At 65.4% G+C, this 18,677-nt stretch carries 15 protein-coding genes and 1 pseudogene; 8 read left to right on the forward strand and 8 right to left on the reverse strand.

Annotated features, from left to right (window positions below; translation table 11 throughout):
• Window positions 1-4: 4 nt before the first annotated feature.
• Genes L288_RS39115 through L288_RS39130 form a run of 4 tightly spaced genes read right to left on the reverse strand, consistent with a single transcriptional unit; the run spans window position 5 to window position 4,314 of the window.
• Entirely contained in the window at window positions 5-1,270 is a 1,266-nt protein-coding gene (locus tag L288_RS39115) for an acyl-CoA dehydrogenase family protein (RefSeq protein WP_021239618.1), read from the reverse strand.
• Complete coding sequence (locus L288_RS39120) at window positions 1,267-2,055, reverse strand: FAA hydrolase family protein (RefSeq protein ID WP_021239619.1); 789 nt, start codon at window positions 2,053-2,055, stop codon at window positions 1,267-1,269. The genes L288_RS39115 and L288_RS39120 overlap by 4 nt, the downstream gene beginning before the upstream one ends.
• On the reverse strand, window positions 2,048-2,860 hold the full coding sequence (locus L288_RS39125) for a fumarylacetoacetate hydrolase family protein (protein ID WP_021239620.1): 813 nt from the start codon (window positions 2,858-2,860) through the stop codon (window positions 2,048-2,050). Before L288_RS39125 ends, L288_RS39120 begins: the two co-directional genes overlap by 8 nt.
• Entirely contained in the window at window positions 2,857-4,314 is a 1,458-nt protein-coding gene (locus tag L288_RS39130) for a 2-hydroxymuconic semialdehyde dehydrogenase (RefSeq protein WP_031304829.1), read from the reverse strand. Before L288_RS39130 ends, L288_RS39125 begins: the two co-directional genes overlap by 4 nt.
• Before the next feature lie 174 nt (window positions 4,315-4,488).
• Between L288_RS39130 and L288_RS39135 the strand changes: the two genes are divergently transcribed.
• Window positions 4,489-5,382, forward strand: coding sequence for a LysR family transcriptional regulator (locus L288_RS39135; RefSeq protein ID WP_021239622.1), 894 nt, complete (start codon window positions 4,489-4,491; stop codon window positions 5,380-5,382).
• Window positions 5,383-5,421: 39 nt separating this feature from the next.
• Here the strand turns inward: L288_RS39135 and L288_RS42145 are convergent, their stop codons facing one another.
• On the reverse strand, window positions 5,422-6,105 hold the full coding sequence (locus L288_RS42145) for a TetR/AcrR family transcriptional regulator (RefSeq protein ID WP_021239623.1): 684 nt from the start codon (window positions 6,103-6,105) through the stop codon (window positions 5,422-5,424).
• A gap of 179 nt (window positions 6,106-6,284) precedes the next feature.
• Here L288_RS42145 and L288_RS39145 point away from each other — a divergent pair, with 179 nt between their 5' ends.
• Window positions 6,285-7,757 carry a protein adenylyltransferase SelO gene (locus tag L288_RS39145; protein WP_031304830.1) on the forward strand — a complete coding sequence of 491 codons (1,473 nt, stop codon included), beginning with the start codon at window positions 6,285-6,287 and terminating at the stop codon, window positions 7,755-7,757.
• 129 nt (window positions 7,758-7,886) lie between these two features.
• Here L288_RS39145 and rhaI read toward each other — a convergent pair whose 3' ends face one another.
• Genes rhaI through L288_RS39160 form a run of 3 tightly spaced genes read right to left on the reverse strand, consistent with a single transcriptional unit; the run spans window position 7,887 to window position 12,290 of the window.
• Complete coding sequence (rhaI, locus tag L288_RS39150) at window positions 7,887-9,182, reverse strand: L-rhamnose catabolism isomerase (RefSeq protein WP_021239625.1); 1,296 nt, start codon at window positions 9,180-9,182, stop codon at window positions 7,887-7,889.
• 7 nt (window positions 9,183-9,189) lie between these two features.
• A complete protein-coding gene (locus tag L288_RS39155; RefSeq protein WP_236613062.1) occupies window positions 9,190-10,158 on the reverse strand; it encodes an alpha/beta hydrolase in 969 nt (322 codons plus the stop codon).
• A 20-nt stretch (window positions 10,159-10,178) separates the two neighbouring features.
• On the reverse strand, window positions 10,179-12,290 hold the full coding sequence (locus L288_RS39160; protein ID WP_021239627.1) for a bifunctional rhamnulose-1-phosphate aldolase/short-chain dehydrogenase: 2,112 nt from the start codon (window positions 12,288-12,290) through the stop codon (window positions 10,179-10,181).
• Window positions 12,291-12,403: 113 nt separating this feature from the next.
• Between L288_RS39160 and L288_RS39165 the strand changes: the two genes are divergently transcribed.
• The 6 genes and pseudogenes from L288_RS39165 (at window position 12,404) to rhaT (L288_RS39190) (ending at window position 18,614) form a co-directional block, all read left to right on the forward strand.
• Window positions 12,404-13,828, forward strand: a complete 1,425-nt coding sequence (locus L288_RS39165) for an FGGY-family carbohydrate kinase (protein WP_021239628.1) — start codon at window positions 12,404-12,406, stop codon at window positions 13,826-13,828.
• Window positions 13,825-14,970 carry an FMN-dependent L-lactate dehydrogenase LldD gene (gene lldD, locus L288_RS39170; protein ID WP_021239629.1) on the forward strand — a complete coding sequence of 382 codons (1,146 nt, stop codon included), beginning with the start codon at window positions 13,825-13,827 and terminating at the stop codon, window positions 14,968-14,970. Before L288_RS39165 ends, lldD (L288_RS39170) begins: the two co-directional genes overlap by 4 nt.
• 30 nt (window positions 14,971-15,000) lie before the next feature.
• Window positions 15,001-16,077 (forward strand): L-rhamnose/proton symporter RhaT, encoded by a 1,077-nt coding sequence (gene rhaT / locus L288_RS39175; protein ID WP_021239630.1) that lies wholly within the window; start codon window positions 15,001-15,003, stop codon window positions 16,075-16,077.
• Between the two features lie 30 nt (window positions 16,078-16,107).
• Window positions 16,108-16,365, forward strand: a pseudogene (locus tag L288_RS39180) (carbohydrate kinase); the annotation flags it as partial.
• Window positions 16,362-17,507: an FMN-dependent L-lactate dehydrogenase LldD gene (gene lldD, locus L288_RS39185; protein ID WP_021239629.1), complete on the forward strand. Its 1,146-nt coding sequence runs from the start codon at window positions 16,362-16,364 to the stop codon at window positions 17,505-17,507. The pseudogene L288_RS39180 and the gene lldD (L288_RS39185), both read left to right, overlap by 4 nt.
• Before the next feature lie 30 nt (window positions 17,508-17,537).
• Window positions 17,538-18,614 carry an L-rhamnose/proton symporter RhaT gene (gene rhaT / locus L288_RS39190; RefSeq protein WP_021239630.1) on the forward strand — a complete coding sequence of 359 codons (1,077 nt, stop codon included), beginning with the start codon at window positions 17,538-17,540 and terminating at the stop codon, window positions 18,612-18,614.
• The last annotated feature ends 63 nt before the right edge of the window (window positions 18,615-18,677 follow it).

Genomic DNA, 18,677 nt, shown 5'->3' on the forward strand with positions numbered 1-18,677 from the left:
GTCTTCACCCTGTTATTTCTTTGCCGAAGATCTGGCGCGCGATGATCCACTTCTGGATCTCGTTCGTACCCTCATAGATTTCGGCGATCTTCGCATCGCGGTAGATCTCGCTCACATGCGCATGGCTGCCGTCATTGCCGAGTTCGCGCAGAAAGCCGTAGCCGCCGAAGATCTGCACCGCTTCCCGCGCGAACTCGCCCGCAAGTTCCGTGGCATAATATTTCGCCATGCCCGCTTCGGGCTCCGGGAAAACAGTACCGGCGTCCCTGCGCAATGCCGCTTTCAGATACAGGTTGCGCGCATTTTCGATTGCGGTCGCCCGCTCCGCCATGCGGAATTGCCAGTGCTGAAATTGTCCCAGCTTCTTGCCGAAAGCCCGGCGTGTCGCCAGCCTGTCCACGCAATGGTCGAACAGCGATTGGGCCAGTCCCGTGCCAGCGGCGGCTATGCCGATCCTTCCATATGTCAGTGTCTGGAGCGCGACTCTCAAACCCTTTCCCCGCTCTCCCAGAAGATTGGCGGCAGGAACAAAGACATCGTCAAAATGGATGTCAGCCGTTAGCTGGCCGTTATTGCCGATCTTGCGGTCAGGCCTGCCAACCGTCACGCCCGCACTGGACATATCGATGACCAATTCTGTCATCCCCTGCCCATCCCGGCACAGCAGCACCACGAAGCCAGCGACCGGGGAGTTGGTGATGAAGCGCTTGTGGCCCCTGACGCGGAAGCCGCCATCCACCTCGACCGCTTCCGTCACCATGGAGGACAGGGACAGGTCGGTGGACGCTTCGGGCTCGGTTGTTGCGAAGGAACCGACGATCCTGCCTTCCAGCAACGGCGTCAGATATTGACGGTGAAGATGGTCCGAACCCTGCGCCAATGCCTGACCAGCCAAAATGCAATGCACATCGTAGATGGCGCCGACGGACGCCGAATAATAGGACAGTTCCTCGATCACCGCGGCAGTCGCGGCTGCCGGATGCTCCAGTCCCCGGCCGCCCACACTTGCCGGGAAGGGAATGCGGAACAGTCCTTCGGTGGCCATCGCCTGGAACACATCGTGCGGGAAATGGTCCACGCACTCTTCCGCATCGCCGATCGCGCGGGCACGCGGGGCGACAACCCGCTCGGCAAAGGCCCTGACCTCCGCGCGCACCTCCCGCACATCGGCCGGGCTCATCCAGTCATTATAGAGCCCCGGTTCCTTGCGCGCAGGCCATGACTGGCCGCCCGCCCGCGCGTCCTGTCTGGCCGCATTCCCTTCCATCATCGTTCCATCCTCACGGAAATCCCGCCCATGTCCTGAAAGCGCGCGGCAATGGCATCGCCCTTCGTTACTGGGATCGCCTCGGTCGCGCCGCCGGTCAGGACGATCGACCCCGCTGGCAGCGTGCGTCCCCGCGCATGAAGCCAGGCAACGAGCATCTGTACCGCCCGCGCCGGATGACCCAGCACGGCCCCGGACGACGCCATTGCTGCAACTTCGCCATTTCTCTCCAGCAGGATGCCGATCGTCCGCAGGTCGAGTTCCTGCGGCCTGCGCGGCCTTCCACCCAACAGGAAGCGTGCCGAGGAGCCGTTGTCGGCGATGACGCTGACCAGGTCGAATTTGAACTTTTCAAAACGGCTGTCGATGATCTCCAGCGCGGGCTGCACGAAATCGGTCGCAGCGATGACGTCGCCGATGGAAACCGCCGCGCCCGCCAGTTCGTCCTTCATGACAAAGGCTATTTCCGCCTCCGCGCGCGGATGGATCAGCTTTCCGGTGGGGATGATCCCGCCGTCGGCATCGATCGTGTCCGCCATGAGCAGGCCGAATGACGGTTCGGACACCCCCATCTGGTCCATCTTGGCCTTGGACGTGAGCCCCGCCTTATAGCCCGCGAGAACCCGCCCTTCGGCCTGCCAGCGCGCGAGCAGCGCATCCTGCACGGCATAGCTGTCGGCGACCGTCATGCCGGGATAATCATCGGTCAGCTTCGCGATAGTATGCGGCGCCGCCTGCGCAGCCGCCACGATGCCGGTCAGCTTTTCTATGGCGGCCGCGTCAAGCATGCACCCCTCCGCGCCTGAAGTTGATGCTGCATGACCCCACCCCGCCGATCGTGGCGACGAGCAGGCCGCCGTCGCTTACAGGCAGGAGCGGGCCGAGAGAACCGGACAGGATGACCTCTCCAGCGCGAAAGGGGATGCCAAGCTGCCCCAGCCTGTTGGCAAGCCAGGCGACGGAATTGAGCGGCGATCCCTGCACTGCGGCCCCAACGCCGGATGCGACCGCCTCTCCATCCCTTTCGACCAGCAGCCCTGCCAGCGTCAGATCGACGTCGCGCGGATCCGCCTTGTCCTCTCCCAGCACATAGACGCCGCAGGAGGCATTGTCGGCAACCGTGTCCTCGATCTTGATGTCCCAGCCGCAGATCCGGCTGTCGACGATTTCGAAACAGGTCCGCACATGATCGGTCGCGCGCAGGACGTCCGTGGCGGTAATCCCCGGCCCTTTCAGGTCCCGCTTCAGCACGAATGCGATTTCCGCTTCCGCCCGCGGCTGGATAAGGCTGTCGAGATCGATGGCCGCTCCATCCTCGAAGGCCATGGCGGATGTGAGCTGGCCGAAATCCGGTTCGAACACGCCAATGGCCTCTTGTATGGCCCGCGACGTGACGCCGATCTTCTTGCCGACGATCGCCTCGCCTGCCCGGACGCGCCGCTCCACGAAATGCGCCTGAATATGATAGGCATCGGTGATCGTGATCCCCGCAACCCGATCGCGCAGGTTGGGGACGGTGGTCCGGTTCAGGAAGGCGTCGTATAGTTCGTCGCCATGGCGTTCCACGGCCGCCTGCTCCAGCGTCCGCGTCACAGCTTCACGCAGATGTTGCGAAGTTCGGTATAGAATTCCAGGCTGTGGACGCCGCCTTCCCGGCCAATGCCCGACTGCTTGGTTCCGCCAAAAGGCGTGCGCAGATCGCGCAGGAACCAGCTATTGACCCAGGTGACTCCGGCCTCCACCGCCGCCGCCACGCGATGCGCGCGCGCAAGGTCACGCGTCCAAATCGTGGCGGCAAGGCCGTAGGGCGTGTTGTTGGCCACGGCCACCGCTTCGGCTTCCGTGTCGAACGGGCGTATGTGACAGCAGGGGCCGAAAATCTCTTCGTTCACCACGGGGCTGTCATCGGGAAGGCCGGTCCAGATCGTCGGCTGAACCCATGCTCCCCCGGCCAGTTCGGCGGGCATGCCGGGAATGCCGCCGCCTGTCACGATCGTGGCGCCATCCGCCCGCGCGCGCTCATAATAGGACAGCACCTTGGCCCGGTGCTCATGCGAGATGAGCGGGCCCAGGCTGGTCGCGGCGTCGTCCGGGTGCCCCGGCCGAAGCGCCTCGGCCTTCGCCTTGAGCGCGGCGGCGAAGCGATCGAACAGCGGACGCTCGACCAGCACTTTTTCGGTGCCAAGGCAGACCTGACCGCAGTTCAGGAAAGCGGATCGCATGATGGTGTCCACCGCGCCGTCAAGATCCGCGTCGGCGAAGATGATCGCGCTGTTCTTGCCCCCCAGCTCGAACGAAACGTCCCGCATGCCTTCGGCCGCAGCCTTCATGATGGCCGTGCCCGTACGCGTCTCGCCGGTGAAAGTGATGGCGTCGATGCCGGGATGGCTGGTCAGGAAAGCGCCCGCGGAATCCGGCCCGAAGCCATGGACGACATTATAGACGCCCTTGGGTATGCCCGCTTCCGCCATGACTTCTCCCAGCAGCGTTGCGCTGCCCGGCGTTTCCTCCGACGGCTTGACGACGACGGTGTTGCCGCAGGCAAGCGCTGGCGCCACTTTCCATGTCATCAGCAGCAGCGGCGCATTCCATGGGCAGATGACAGCGATCACGCCCTTGGGCTTGCGGATCGCATAGTTGATGGCACCACCGCCATCGGGCGTTGACGTCTGGAAACTTTCCGCGCCTATATTCCTGACAAGGTCCGCAAAGGCTTTGAAGTTGGCGGCGCCGCGCGGCACGAAAGCATGGGCCATCATGGATCGCGGCTGGCCGGTGTCCGCCATTTCGGCGGCAACGAAATCGTCGAAGCGCCGGGTGATGCCATCGGCAACCGCGCGGACCAGATCGCAGCGCTCGTCCGTCGACAGCGCGCCCCATGGCCCGTGAAGCGCCTGCCGCGCCGCCATGACGGCGGCATCGACGTCCGCACGTCCCCCTTCGGCCACTCGACCGATGAGCGTGCCATCGTGCGGACGCCGATTTTCGAATGACACCTGGCCCACGCTTTCGACGAAACGTCCGTCGATAAAGTGCCTGAAGGCAATCTCCTGCCCGCTTCCCCCAGGTGATCGCACAAGCTCTGCTGCCTGATCCAAGGTCATCCTCCATCAGGAGCGGCTTGATTGATCCGCTCCCTGTCCAATCGAACTAGACCTGTGCGGTGAAACCGTCCAATACCTCTTTTTGCACCGGATGATACGGAAGAGGCATCACATCCTATGTCCCTGAACGCGATCGAACTGCGTCAGCTGCGCTATTTCGTCGCCGTGGTGCGGCAGCGAAGTTTCCGGGGAGCGGCCGCGGTCGTCCATGTCTCGCAACCGCCGCTGACGCGTCAGGTGCAGCAGCTTGAAGACGCGCTTGGCGTGCAATTGCTGATCCGGGGAAGCAAGGGCGTGGAACTGACGCCAGCGGGCGCAACCTTTTATACCGGGGCCTGCAATATCCTGGACCTGATGGATCAGGCGGTCGCCCGCGCGCGGCTGGCGGGGTCAGGCCATCTCGGCAGGCTGGACGTTGGCGTTTTCGGATCGGCGGTGCTGGACGCGGTGCCGCGCATCATCGTCGCATTCCGCACGCTCTATCCGCATGTCGAGGTCGTCCTGCACAACATGGATCGCGAACATCAGGTGCAGGCGCTGCGTGAGCGGCGGATCACCATCGGTTTCAACAGGTTCTTCCGGGACGAAGCGGACCTGACCTGGGAAACCCTGCTGACCGAACCCATGCTGGTCGCCGTTCCTTCAGGCCATCCGCTTGCAAGCCGCGCGGAACTTTCGATCGACGACATAGCGAGCGAGCCGCTGGTATTCTATCCGCGGGTCGAAAGGCCCCAGGGCTTTACCCATTATCTCATGCGCATGTTTCACACGCGCAACATGACGCCCAATATCGTCCAGGATGTGGACGACGTCGTGACCGCCGTCGCGCTGGTGTCGAGCGGCCTTGGCCTGTGCCTGGTGGTCGAATCCGCCCGCAACCTGCAACTGCCGGGGGTATCCTATGTCCGGCTGCGGCGCGAAGACGAAGTGCAGTTCGACCTGAGCATGATCTGGCGGACTGACGATCATTCTCCGCTTCTCAGAGCCTTTCTTGAGGTCGCGCGCGGATGAGCGGGGTTGTGTGGCGCAATCGCCTTGCCTCGCTTATTTTCAATGACCGCTTTCACCGTCATCCCGCCCCGCACCGGATGAAAGCTGCGCCAGACGCGCTTCCAGCCCCGGCAGGAACAGCGTGGCGGTCATGGCCGCGTGGCGGCGGTTCTGGTCCGGCGTCGGGGCGGCATGGCCCATGATCATCCTGTGCTGCATGTCGACGAGCAGGGCGCCGATATACAGCTTGCCGATGCGATCCGCCTCGGCCGCTGTCATGCCCCGTTCCTGCAACAGCTTCACCAGCGGCCGGCGCAGATATTCCTGCCCCTGCTGCAAGGCCTGTCCCGCCGGAGGAAACTGGCGCGCTTCCCGCATGATGAGAGCGCCCACCGCCATGGCATAATCCGTCGAAAGCTCTCGCAAGACCGCGCGGGAATAAGCGGCCAGCGCGTCCTTCAGGCTGGCCCTGGGATCGATGACATAGCTGGTAAGTTCGACCGCCTGGTCCAGGATCGCCGCTTGCAGCAATGCCGCCTTGTCCGCATGCCATGTATATAATGTGCGTTTCGACACACCCGCCCTGGCCGCGATCGCTTCCATGGTGGCGTGGTGAAAGCCCTTGGCGGCGAACTCCTCGCGCGCGGCGCGCATCACCGCCGCCATCAATTCCTTGCTCTGTTCGGCCGAAGGCCGCCCCACCCTGTGCACAGGCGGCAATGTGCTGATGTCTGCGGACGTCATTCCGCAGCGCCCCTTGTTACCGGCATTGTCGCCTCTCCCCTTTTTGCGGCCAGACTATTGCGCGCCGCCGCGCAAGGCAAGAAATGCAGCGCCCTCCCTTTTAGATTCCGGCGCGATCCCCACATGCCCCTCATGATCCTTTCGCCCCAGCCCGTTCCGCCCGCGCCGCGAACCCCGTCATGACCATGGGGTTCGACAACAGCTATGCGCGCCTGCCCGATCGCTTCTTCGCGCGGGTGCCGCCCATGCAGGCCCCTCAGCCAGCGCTGATCCGCGTCAATGAAGCGCTCTGCGCCGATCTTGGCATCGACCCGCAATGGCTGGCGGGCGAAGAAGGGCTGCGCATGCTGGCGGGTCAGTCGATCGCGCCGGGATCGGAGCCGATCGCCACCGCCTATGCCGGGCATCAGTTTGGCAATTTCGTGCCCCAGCTTGGCGATGGCCGCGCCATCCTGCTGGGCGAGGTAATCGGCGCGCAGGGCCAGCGGCGCGACGTTCAGTTGAAAGGCGGCGGCCGTACCCCCTTTTCCCGTGGCGGAGACGGCCGCGCCGCCCTTGGCCCGGTGCTGCGCGAATATCTGGTGAGCGAGGCGATGGCGGCGATGGGCATCCCCACCACCCGCGCCCTTGCCGCCCTGACCACGGGCGAGCCCGTCTACCGGGAAACGGCGCTGCCCGGCGCGGTGCTGGCGCGTGTCGCCTCCAGCCATATCCGGGTCGGCACCTTCCAATATTTCGCCGCCCGCCGGGACGTGGACGGGCTGCGCATTCTGGCCGACCATGTCATCGCCCGCCATTATCCCGATGCCGCCGATGCGCCCCGCCCCTATCGAGCGCTGCTGGACCGGGTGATCGCGGGTCAGGCCGACCTTATCGCGCGCTGGATGCTGGTGGGCTTCATCCATGGCGTGATGAACACGGACAATATGTCGGTCGCCTGCGAAACGATCGACTATGGCCCCTGCGCCTTCATGGACAGCTATGATCCGGCCACGGTCTTCAGTTCGATCGATCATGCTGGACGCTACGCCTATGGCAATCAGCCGGGCATCGGCCTGTGGAACCTCACCCGCTTCGCCGAAACGCTGCTGCCGCTGCTGGACGCGGATGAAGCGAAGGCGATCGCCGATGCGGAAGAGGCGCTGTCGTTCTACGCGCCGCGCTTCCTCGATACGCAGTTGCGGGGTTTCCGCGCCAAGCTCGGCCTTGGCCAGGAGAGGGAGGGGGACGCTGAGTTCCTGACCGGATTGCTCGACGCCATGACGGCCAATCAAGTGGACTTCACCCTGTTCTTCCGCCGCCTGGCCGATGCGATCGAGCCGGGTCAGGGCGACGAGCCGGTGCGCGAACTGTTCGTCGACCCGCTTGCCGCCGACGAACTGCTGGCGCGCTGGCGCGATCGTTCCGCCAGCGAGCAAGGCCCAGCCGCCGAACGCCGCGATGCCATGCGCCGGGTCAACCCCGCCTTCATCCCGCGCAACCATCGGGTGGAGGAGATGATCCGCGCGGCGGTGGACAAGGGCGACTTCGCTCCTTTCGAACGGCTGCTGCACATAGTGTCGCATCCGTTCGAGGATCAGCCGGAAAACCAAGCCTATGCCGCGCCGCCGCTGGAGCATGAGCGGGTGCTGGCGACCTTCTGCGGCACCTGACGCCGGGCCATCTGCGTCGGCCGTTCGCCCAGCGAAGTCGAAGGGCCGAGGGAGCGCGGCGCCTCGCCATGCTCAGTGAAGGGATTCGACTTCGCTCAGCCCGAACGGTTCCTGTTCAAGGCGCGACGGTCAAACAATCCCCGCGCCCAGACCCACAGGCTTGCGCTCCTGCGCCTTGCGTTCGCGCCATTTGCTCTGGCGATAGACCGACAGCATGTCGATCGCGCCGCCCGCTTCCATGCGCGCCATCGCCAATATGGGCGCGACATCGACATTATAGGCGCGGCGCAACGCCTGGAACGCCATCATCGTGTCATTGCCCTCCTGCGCGGCGTGCAGCGCCTCGCGGTCGACCAGCAGCGCCTTGGCGAAGCAAGCCGCGATGGTTTCGGCCGACGACAGCATGGATTCGATCGGGTCGGTCACATTGTGCGACTGGTCGATCATGTAGCTGGGGTTGAAGCCGTCGCGCGGGTGCAGTTCCGCCTCGACCAGTTCGTTGAACACCAGGAACAGCTGGTGCGGGTTGATCGACCCGGAATCGAGGTCGTCGTCGCCATATTTGCTGTCGTTGAAGTGGAAGCCGCCCAGCTTGCCGAAGCGGTGCAGGCGCGCCACGATCTGTTCGATATTGACGTTGGGCGCATGGTGGCCAAGGTCGACAAGGCACTTCGCCTTGGGCCCCAGTTCCTGTGCCGCCAGGATGGACGAACCCCAATCGGAAATGACCGTCGAATAAAAGGCTGGCTCGAACATCTTATGCTCCAGCAGCATCCGCCAGTCGTCGGGCAGCGCGGCATAGACCTGCGCCGCCGCCTCAAGATAACGGTCGAGGCTGCGGCCAAGATCCTGCTGCCCCGGAAAGTTCGTGCCGTCGCCGACCCAGACGGTGAGGTCCGTCGATCCGAGTTGCTTGCCGATCTCGATGCATTCGATGTTATGTTCGACTGCCTGCGCGCGCGTTTCGGCGATTGTGGAGGAAAGCGATCCGGTGACGTAGCTGTGCGCCTGATCCTTCTGGTCCTGGAACGTGTTGGAATTGACCGCGTCGAAGCCAAGGCCAAGGCTCGCCGCTTCCTGCCGCAGGCCCGCATAGTCGGACACCTTGTCCCACGGGAAATGCGGCGACACGCGCGGGGTCACGCGCGACAGCTGGTTGATGACGGCGCAATCCTCCAGCTTTTCATGGATGGTGGTCGGCTCGCCCGGAATCGGGAATTTGGCGAAGCGGGTGCCGCCCCGGCCAGCGCCCCAGCTCGGCACCGCGACTGAAAAGCCAGCGACCCGGCCCTTGATCGCGTCGATGTCGATGCCGCGCCGGTCGAGCTGGCGGCCCAGCGCCGCATAATCTTCCTCCAGCGCGGCGGTTTCACGCGCATTGGCCTCTGCAATCAGTTCGTCGGAAAGGGGCAGGTTGGTCGTCATGATGATCTCACTTCTTGGTCTGGCTTCCGAGGAAGCCCTGCATGGCCATCCATGCGTGGAACTCATCCATCAGCAGCGTGGTGGTGGTGCCGGGACGGCCAAGGCCGAACCCGTGATAGCCCTTTTGATAGGCGTGGATTTCCACCGGCCGCTTCGCCTTGTGCCAGGCTTCGGCGATGGGGAAACCCATGGTGGGGAACAGCTGGTCGTCCATCGCGATCGCGTTGAACATGGGCGGCGCGTCGGCAGGCACGGCGACGGCAGTCTGCGGCCCGTAGATATAGCCGAAGAAAGCGGGCCGCTCGGCAGCAGGGGCTTGCAGGACCACATTCAGCGCCGTCATCGCCCCGGCGGAAAAGCCGATCATGCCGATCCGCGCGGGATCGACGCCCCATTTCGCGGCATCGGTTCGCACCATGCGCAGGGCAGCGATCGCGTCTGCGGTCGCTTCGGGCTTTTCCAGCTTCGCCGCGCCCGGCCCGCCGCGCACGGCCGCGCCGATCCTGGCCGCCATTTCCCGCATCGCTTCCTTCTGGTCGGCGGGGGTCGGGATCAGGCGGTATTTCAGGACGAAGGCGGCGATACCGCGGTCGGCCAACTGCCGGGCGACCTTATAGCCTTCATGATCCATGGACAGCATCATGAAGCCGCCGCCCGGCGCGACGATCACCGCCGCGCCATTGGCCTTGCCCGCTTCCGGCAGGACCGGCGTCAGCGTGGGAACGGTGACGTTGCGCACCGAACGGCCCTCGCCCGGATTGATGTTCCAGATTTCGGTTTCGGCGGCCTTGCCCTGCTTGCCCCTGGCTGGCGGATAGAGCGGGATCGCGCCTGGCTCCGCCATGCTGGCTGGCGCGGGCGAAGCAACGGCAGGCTTCGCCTTGACCGCCTGCGCCGCCGCCCCTCCCGTCTGCACCATGGCGAGGGCGGCCAGCATCCAGCCGGTCCGCGCCATCCATGTCCTTGCCAATGTCATCCCATCCTCTCCCTTGCTGCTTAGCGGGTGAAGGCCTGGGCGTTCCCCGCATCGACGTTGATCATGTTGCCGGTCGATTTTGCCGACATATCCGACGCAAGGAAATAGACCGCTTCGGCAATGTCGGAGGGCAGCACGTCGCGCTTCAGCATGGAGCGTTGGCGGTAATGTTCCTCCAGTTCCTTGCCCGAATCGATGCCGTGCGCACCGGCGCGTTCCTTGCGCCAGTCGCCGTCCCAGATCTTGGACCCCTTGATGACGGCATCGGGATTGACGACGTTCACGCGGATGCCGGACGGCGCGCCTTCCAGCGCCAGGCAGCGGGCGAGGTGATTGGCCGCCGCCTTGGCCGAAGCATAAGCCGACGCATTGGTCGCGGCGGCGACGCCATTCTTCGACCCGATGAACACGATCGACGTGCCGCCCTGCTCCTTCATCCGCTTCATCATCGGGAAGGCGGCGCGCGCGGTCAGGAAATAGCCTTCCGCCAGCACGTCATAGTTTTTCCGCCACAGCGCGACGGTGGTTTCCTCGATCGGCGCGGAAGAGGCGATGCCCGCATTGGCGACGAGTATGTCGAGGCCGCCAAATTCGCGCGCACAGGCGTCGAACGCGGACTGCACCTGCGCTTCGTCTGTCACGTCCACTACGGCGGCGCGCACGACATCCTTGCCGAACTGCCTGGCGAAACCGGCGCGGACTTCCTCCACGGCGGCGGCGTCACGATCAGCCAGCATCACGCAGGCGCCGTCCGCCATCAGGCGCGCAGCCGTCGCCGCGCCGATGCCGCCCGCGCCGCCCGTCACCAGCGCGATCTTGCCGACCAGCGGCTTGGGTTTGGGCATGCGCTGGAGCTTCGCTTCCTCCAGCAGCCAATATTCGATGTCGAACGCCTCCTGTTCATCGAGCGCGATATAGTCGCCGATGGCTTCGGAACCGCGCATCACGTTGATGGCGTTGCCGTAGAACTCACCGGCAAGGCGCGCGGTGGTCTTGTCCGTGGCGAAGGTGAAGCGGCCGATGCCCGGCACCAGCACGACGACCGGGTTGGAATCGCGCATCGCAGGCGAATTGCCGCGCTTGCACCGCTCGTAATAGGCGCCGTAGAGCTTGCGGTAATCCTCGATCTTCTCCGCCAGATAGGCGTCGTCCTGCAAGCGCGCGGGGTCCAGCGTCAGCGGCGCGATCTTGGTGCGCAGGAAATGGTCGGGGCAGGACGTGCCGAGCGCGGCCAGCCGTTCGAAATCCACCGAACCCACGAATTCCAGCGCTTCGGCATCGTCGGAAAAGTGGCCAAGCTTGCTGCGCGCGCCGGTCATGAAGCCGCGCAGGCGGGGCATCAGGTCGGCGGCGATGGCGGCGCGGTCCGGGTTGGGCGCGACCTTCCGGCCCCCGAAGGCAGGCTTGCCCGCCAGCTTCGCATTGAGGTAGCTCGCCGCGTCGGCGATCAGCTGCACCGTATGTTCGTAGCAGCCCTTGGCCGTGTCCGCCCAGCAGATGATGCCATGGCCCGCCAGCATCACGCCTTCCACGCCGGGATTGGCTTTAACATAATCGCGCAGCTGCACGCCCAGCGTGTAACCGGGACGCTTCCAGCCCAGCCAGCCGATCTTGCCGCCCCAGATTTCCTTCGTCGCAGCCTCGCCGCCCGACGACGCCGCCAGCGCGATGATCGCATCGGGGTGGACATGGTCGACATGGGCGAAGGGCAGCAGCGAATGGAGCGGCGTATCGATCGACGCGGCCCGGCTGTTCAGGTTGAAGGTGCAGTGCGGCAGATAGCCGACCATCTTGTCGTCATCCTGCTCGCCGCCATAATGCTTCTCCAGGCTCAGCAGCTTGTCCTGATACAGGGTCGCAAAGCCGTCCAGCTTCATCGAACCGATGTCGCCACCCGAACCCTTGACCCACAGCACCTCCACCTGCTCGCCGGTCAGCGGATCGGTTTCCATGATCTTGGCCGAAGTGTTGCCGCCGCCGAAATTGGTGACGGTCAGGTCCGAACCCAGCAGGTTGGAACGGTAGAGCAGCAGTTCGGCCGGACTCATCGAAGCGGCCGCCGAATCATCCCAGCGGCTGGTGGGGACGGCGAAGGGAATGGCGAAATCTGCGGCGTTGGTCGGAGCGTTCATGGGATACCTTCAGCTGTGAAGCGATGTGCAGCGTGAAGCCTTGCTATCATTTTCACTGGAAATGATCAATCACGATTGATAATGATCACTTTCAATAACCCGTTTCGGGAGGGATGCAGTTGGATTCAGGTGCCTACATCGTCATCGACTTAGGCAAGACGCTCAGCAAGGTCAGCCTCTGGTCGCGTGACGGGCGAATGCTGGACCGGCAGACGCGTCCCAACAGCCTGTGCGAGGTCGATGGCGTCCGCCGCCTGGACGCCGATGGCATAGGGTCCTGGCTGCTCGACATGCTCGCCCGCCACGCCGGTCAGCCGGTGGAGGCGATCATTCCGGTCGGCCACGGCGCCGCCGTCGCCGCCCTTGCCGGATATGGGGAAGGAACGCCCGGCACGCTCGCCTTCGCGCCCTTCGACTATGAGCAGGCAATCCCCGACGATATCATGACCGCCTATCGCGATCAGCGGGATGCCTTCGCCATCACCGGATCGCCCGCCCTGCCGGACGGCCTCAACCTTGGTAGCCAGATCTGGTGGATGGACCAGATCCATGGCGCAGAAATGCGCGGCGCGACGCTGCTGCCCTGGGCGCAATATTGGGCCTGGTTCCTGACCGGCCGCGCGGTCAGCGAAGTGACCAGCCTTGGCTGTCACACTGACCTGTGGGCGCCTGCCAGCGGCGGCTTTTCCCCCATGGCCGTGCGGCTTGGCTGGGCCGATCGCTTTGCGCCGGTGGTCAACGCGGCTGACACGGTCGCGACCCTCTCTCCCGCAATCGCCGAGCGCACGGGACTGCCGAAGACGGTTAAGGTGCTGGCGGGCCTGCACGATTCCAACGCCGCCCTGCTCGCCGCGCGCGGTTTCCCGGAGATCGCCCGCAACGAAGCGACGGTGCTGTCCACCGGCACCTGGTTCATCGCCATGCGCCTGCCCGCCCAGCCCGTCGATACGGCATCGCTGCCCGAAGCGCGCGACTGCCTCGTCAATGTCGATGCCTATGGCAAGCCGGTGCCGTCCGCCCGCTTCATGGGCGGGCGCGAGATCGAGACGCTGATTGAGATCGATACGCGCCGCGTCGACATCAAGCCTGACCAGCCCGCCCTGCTCGCCGCCGTCGAGCGGCTGCTGGCGGACGAGGTGATGATCCTGCCGACGCTCGCCCCCGGCTTTGGCCCTTTCCCGCAACTGGAATGCCGCTGGGTCAACCGGCCCGAAGACTGGTATGCGCGCCGCGCCGCCGCCTGCCTTTATGCCGCGCTGGTCGCCGACTGCTCGCTCGACCTTATCGGCGCGCAGCAGCGACTGCTGGTCGAAGGGCGTTTCGCCGAAGCCGAAGTGTTCGTGCGCGCGCTTGCCGCATTGCGGCCGGGGACGCAGGTCTATACAGCCAACGCCCATAATGACGTGTCCTTCGGCGCGCTGCGCCTGATCGATCCCGCGCTTGAACCGAGTGGCTCCCTCCGCAAGGTGGAGCCGCTGCCCGGCGACCTGTCCGCCTACCGCGCCGGGTGGCGCGCCGAACTGGAGGCCTTTGCATGATCGCCGCATCGGTCAGCGACTTTCGCGAACTGGCGCGCCGCCGCCTGCCGCATTTCCTGTTCGAATATATCGACGGCGGCTCCTATGCCGAAGTGACGCTGCGCCGCAATGTCGCCGATCTGGAAGCGATCGCGCTGCGCCAGCGCGTGCTGCGCGATATGTCCAGCCTGGACCTGACCACCGAACTGTTCGGGCAGAAGCTGGCCATGCCGGTCGCGCTCGCCCCCATCGGCCTTGCGGGCATGAACGCCCGGCGCGGCGAGTGCCAGGCAGTGCGCGCGGCGGACAAGGCGGGCATCCCCTTCACCCTTTCGACCGTATCGGCCTGCGCCCTGTCCGAAGTCGCGAGCGCGGCCGCCCGCCCCTTCTGGTTCCAGCTCTACATGATCCGTGACCGCGCCTTCATGCGCGACCTGATGGCGCAGGCGGTGGAGGCGCAATGCTCCGCCCTCGTCTTCACGGTCGACATGCCCGTGCCGGGCAGCCGTTACCGCGACTATCATTCGGGCCTTGCGGGCGCGGCCGGGCTGCGCGGCGCGATGCGGCGGACCATTCAGGGGGCGATGAAGCCGGACTGGGCCTGGGACGTGGGCATTCGCGGCCGCCCACACGCGCTCGGCAATGTCGCGCCCGTGCTGAAGGGCAAGACCGGCATCGAGGATTTCTTCGCCTGGATGCGCGAGAATTTCGATAATTCCATAAGCTGGCGCGATCTGGATTTCATCCGCTCCGAATGGAAAGGGCCGCTGATCATCAAGGGGCTGCTGGACCCGGAGGATGCGAAGGAAGCCGCCGCCATCGGTGCTGACGGCATCATCGTGTCCAACCATGGCGGGCGGCAGCTTGACGGCGTGCTGTCCACCGCCCGCGCGCTGCCCCCCATTGCCGATGCGGTGGGCGACCGGCTGACCATATTGGCCGATGGCGGCGTCCGGTCGGGCCTGGACGTTGTGCGCATGCTGGCGCTGGGGGCGAAGGGCGTGCTGCTGGGCCGGGCCTGGGTCTTCGCGCTGGCTGCCAAGGGGCAGGCGGGCGTGGAGCAGATGCTCGCCCTTATCGAAGCGGAAATGCGCGTCGCCATGACGCTGACCGGCATGAAATCCATCGGGGAAATAGACCGCACCGCACTGGCGGGCGGCTGAGACAGAACAGACAAGAGGGAGACAGGATCAATGGGCGGCAATCCGGCGCTGGGCGTCATATTCCACTGGCTGGGCGGCTTCGCCTCCGCCAGCTTCTACGTGCCCTACAAGCGGATCAACCGCTGGTCGTGGGAGGTGTTCTGGCTGGCCGGCGGCCTGTTTTCCTGGGCGATCGCGCCCTGGATTTTCGCCTCGCTCCAGACCAGCGACCTTCTGGGCGTGCTGTCCGCCACCCCGCGCGAAACATTGTTCTGGTGCTGGTTCTGGGGCGCGATGTGGGGCTTTGGCGGCCTGACCTTCGGCCTCACCATGCGCTATCTTGGCCTGTCGCTGGGCATGGCGGTGGCGCTGGGCCTGACAACGGTGATCGGCACGCTTGGGCCGCCCATCTTCCGCGGCACGATAGGGGAGATCGCATCGACCATCAGCGGCCAGCTCACGCTGCTCGGCATCCTCATCACCCTAACCGGCATCGTCGTCGTCGCCCGCGCGGGCAAGGCGAAGGAGCGGGACCTGGCGGGCGCGCAGTCCGAAGGCGTGGCTGAGTTCAACCTGAAAAAGGGCATCCTCATCGCCATCTTCTCCGGCGTGATGTCGGGCTGCTTCGCCTGGGGCCTGGACGCGGGCCAGCCGATCCGCGACCTGTCGCTGGCGGCGGGGACCGATCCGCTGAGCCAGGGCTTGCCCGTGCTGTGCGTGGTGCTGGCGGGGGGCCTTACCACCAACGCGCTGTGGTGCGCCTATCTCATCGCCCGGAACAAGAGCGCGGCGCAGTTCTTCGGCGCGCCTTCCGACCCCGAAAATGGCGGCCGCGCGCCATTGCTCACCAACTATCTGCTGGCGGCGCTGGGCGGCACGCTCTGGTACTTCCAGTTCTTCTTCTACACGATGGGCGAAAGCCAGATGGGCCGCTACGGCTTTTCATCCTGGACGCTGCACATGGCGTCGATCATCCTCTTTTCGACCCTTTGGGGCTTTGCCCTGCGGGAATGGAAGGGCGCAAGCCGCAGCACGCGGCGGACGGTATGGACCGGCATCGGCCTGCTCGTCGGCGCTACCGTAGTGATCGGCGCAGGCAATATGCTGGGGGTGTCGGCGGCTCATTAGCGGCGGCTCGCGAAATCCTGCTCGCTCGACCTTATCGGCGCGCAGCAGCGACTGCTGGTCGAAGGGCGTTTCGCCGAAGCCGAAGTGTTCGTGCGCGCGCTTGCCGCATTGCGGCCGGGGACGCAGGTCTATACAGCCAACGCCCATAATGACGTGTCCTTCGGCGCGCTGCGCCTGATCGATCCCGCGCTTGAACCGAGTGGCTCCCTCCGCAAGGTGGAGCCGCTGCCCGGCGACCTGTCCGCCTACCGCGCCGGGTGGCGCGCCGAACTGGAGGCCTTTGCATGATCGCCGCATCGGTCAGCGACTTTCGCGAACTGGCGCGCCGCCGCCTGCCGCATTTCCTGTTCGAATATATCGACGGCGGCTCCTATGCCGAAGTGACGCTGCGCCGCAATGTCGCCGATCTGGAAGCGATCGCGCTGCGCCAGCGCGTGCTGCGCGATATGTCCAGCCTGGACCTGACCACCGAACTGTTCGGGCAGAAGCTGGCCATGCCGGTCGCGCTCGCCCCCATCGGCCTTGCGGGCATGAACGCCCGGCGCGGCGAGTGCCAGGCAGTGCGCGCGGCGGACAAGGCGGGCATCCCCTTCACCCTTTCGACCGTATCGGCCTGCGCCCTGTCCGAAGTCGCGAGCGCGGCCGCCCGCCCCTTCTGGTTCCAGCTCTACATGATCCGTGACCGCGCCTTCATGCGCGACCTGATGGCGCAGGCGGTGGAGGCGCAATGCTCCGCCCTCGTCTTCACGGTCGACATGCCCGTGCCGGGCAGCCGTTACCGCGACTATCATTCGGGCCTTGCGGGCGCGGCCGGGCTGCGCGGCGCGATGCGGCGGACCATTCAGGGGGCGATGAAGCCGGACTGGGCCTGGGACGTGGGCATTCGCGGCCGCCCACACGCGCTCGGCAATGTCGCGCCCGTGCTGAAGGGCAAGACCGGCATCGAGGATTTCTTCGCCTGGATGCGCGAGAATTTCGATAATTCCATAAGCTGGCGCGATCTGGATTTCATCCGCTCCGAATGGAAAGGGCCGCTGATCATCAAGGGGCTGCTGGACCCGGAGGATGCGAAGGAAGCCGCCGCCATCGGTGCTGACGGCATCATCGTGTCCAACCATGGCGGGCGGCAGCTTGACGGCGTGCTGTCCACCGCCCGCGCGCTGCCCCCCATTGCCGATGCGGTGGGCGACCGGCTGACCATATTGGCCGATGGCGGCGTCCGGTCGGGCCTGGACGTTGTGCGCATGCTGGCGCTGGGGGCGAAGGGCGTGCTGCTGGGCCGGGCCTGGGTCTTCGCGCTGGCTGCCAAGGGGCAGGCGGGCGTGGAGCAGATGCTCGCCCTTATCGAAGCGGAAATGCGCGTCGCCATGACGCTGACCGGCATGAAATCCATCGGGGAAATAGACCGCACCGCACTGGCGGGCGGCTGAGACAGAACAGACAAGAGGGAGACAGGATCAATGGGCGGCAATCCGGCGCTGGGCGTCATATTCCACTGGCTGGGCGGCTTCGCCTCCGCCAGCTTCTACGTGCCCTACAAGCGGATCAACCGCTGGTCGTGGGAGGTGTTCTGGCTGGCCGGCGGCCTGTTTTCCTGGGCGATCGCGCCCTGGATTTTCGCCTCGCTCCAGACCAGCGACCTTCTGGGCGTGCTGTCCGCCACCCCGCGCGAAACATTGTTCTGGTGCTGGTTCTGGGGCGCGATGTGGGGCTTTGGCGGCCTGACCTTCGGCCTCACCATGCGCTATCTTGGCCTGTCGCTGGGCATGGCGGTGGCGCTGGGCCTGACAACGGTGATCGGCACGCTTGGGCCGCCCATCTTCCGCGGCACGATAGGGGAGATCGCATCGACCATCAGCGGCCAGCTCACGCTGCTCGGCATCCTCATCACCCTAACCGGCATCGTCGTCGTCGCCCGCGCGGGCAAGGCGAAGGAGCGGGACCTGGCGGGCGCGCAGTCCGAAGGCGTGGCTGAGTTCAACCTGAAAAAGGGCATCCTCATCGCCATCTTCTCCGGCGTGATGTCGGGCTGCTTCGCCTGGGGCCTGGACGCGGGCCAGCCGATCCGCGACCTGTCGCTGGCGGCGGGGACCGATCCGCTGAGCCAGGGCTTGCCCGTGCTGTGCGTGGTGCTGGCGGGGGGCCTTACCACCAACGCGCTGTGGTGCGCCTATCTCATCGCCCGGAACAAGAGCGCGGCGCAGTTCTTCGGCGCGCCTTCCGACCCCGAAAATGGCGGCCGCGCGCCATTGCTCACCAACTATCTGCTGGCGGCGCTGGGCGGCACGCTCTGGTACTTCCAGTTCTTCTTCTACACGATGGGCGAAAGCCAGATGGGCCGCTACGGCTTTTCATCCTGGACGCTGCACATGGCGTCGATCATCCTCTTTTCGACCCTTTGGGGCTTTGCCCTGCGGGAATGGAAGGGCGCAAGCCGCAGCACGCGGCGGACGGTATGGACCGGCATCGGCCTGCTCGTCGGCGCTACCGTAGTGATCGGCGCAGGCAATATGCTGGGGGTGTCGGCGGCTCATTAGCGGCGGCTCGCGAAATCCTGCTCGCTCGACCTTATCGGCGCGCAGCAGCGACTGCTGGTCGAA

The sequence above is a fragment of the Sphingobium quisquiliarum P25 genome (assembly GCF_000445065.1).
Classification (GTDB): domain Bacteria; phylum Pseudomonadota; class Alphaproteobacteria; order Sphingomonadales; family Sphingomonadaceae; genus Sphingobium; species Sphingobium quisquiliarum.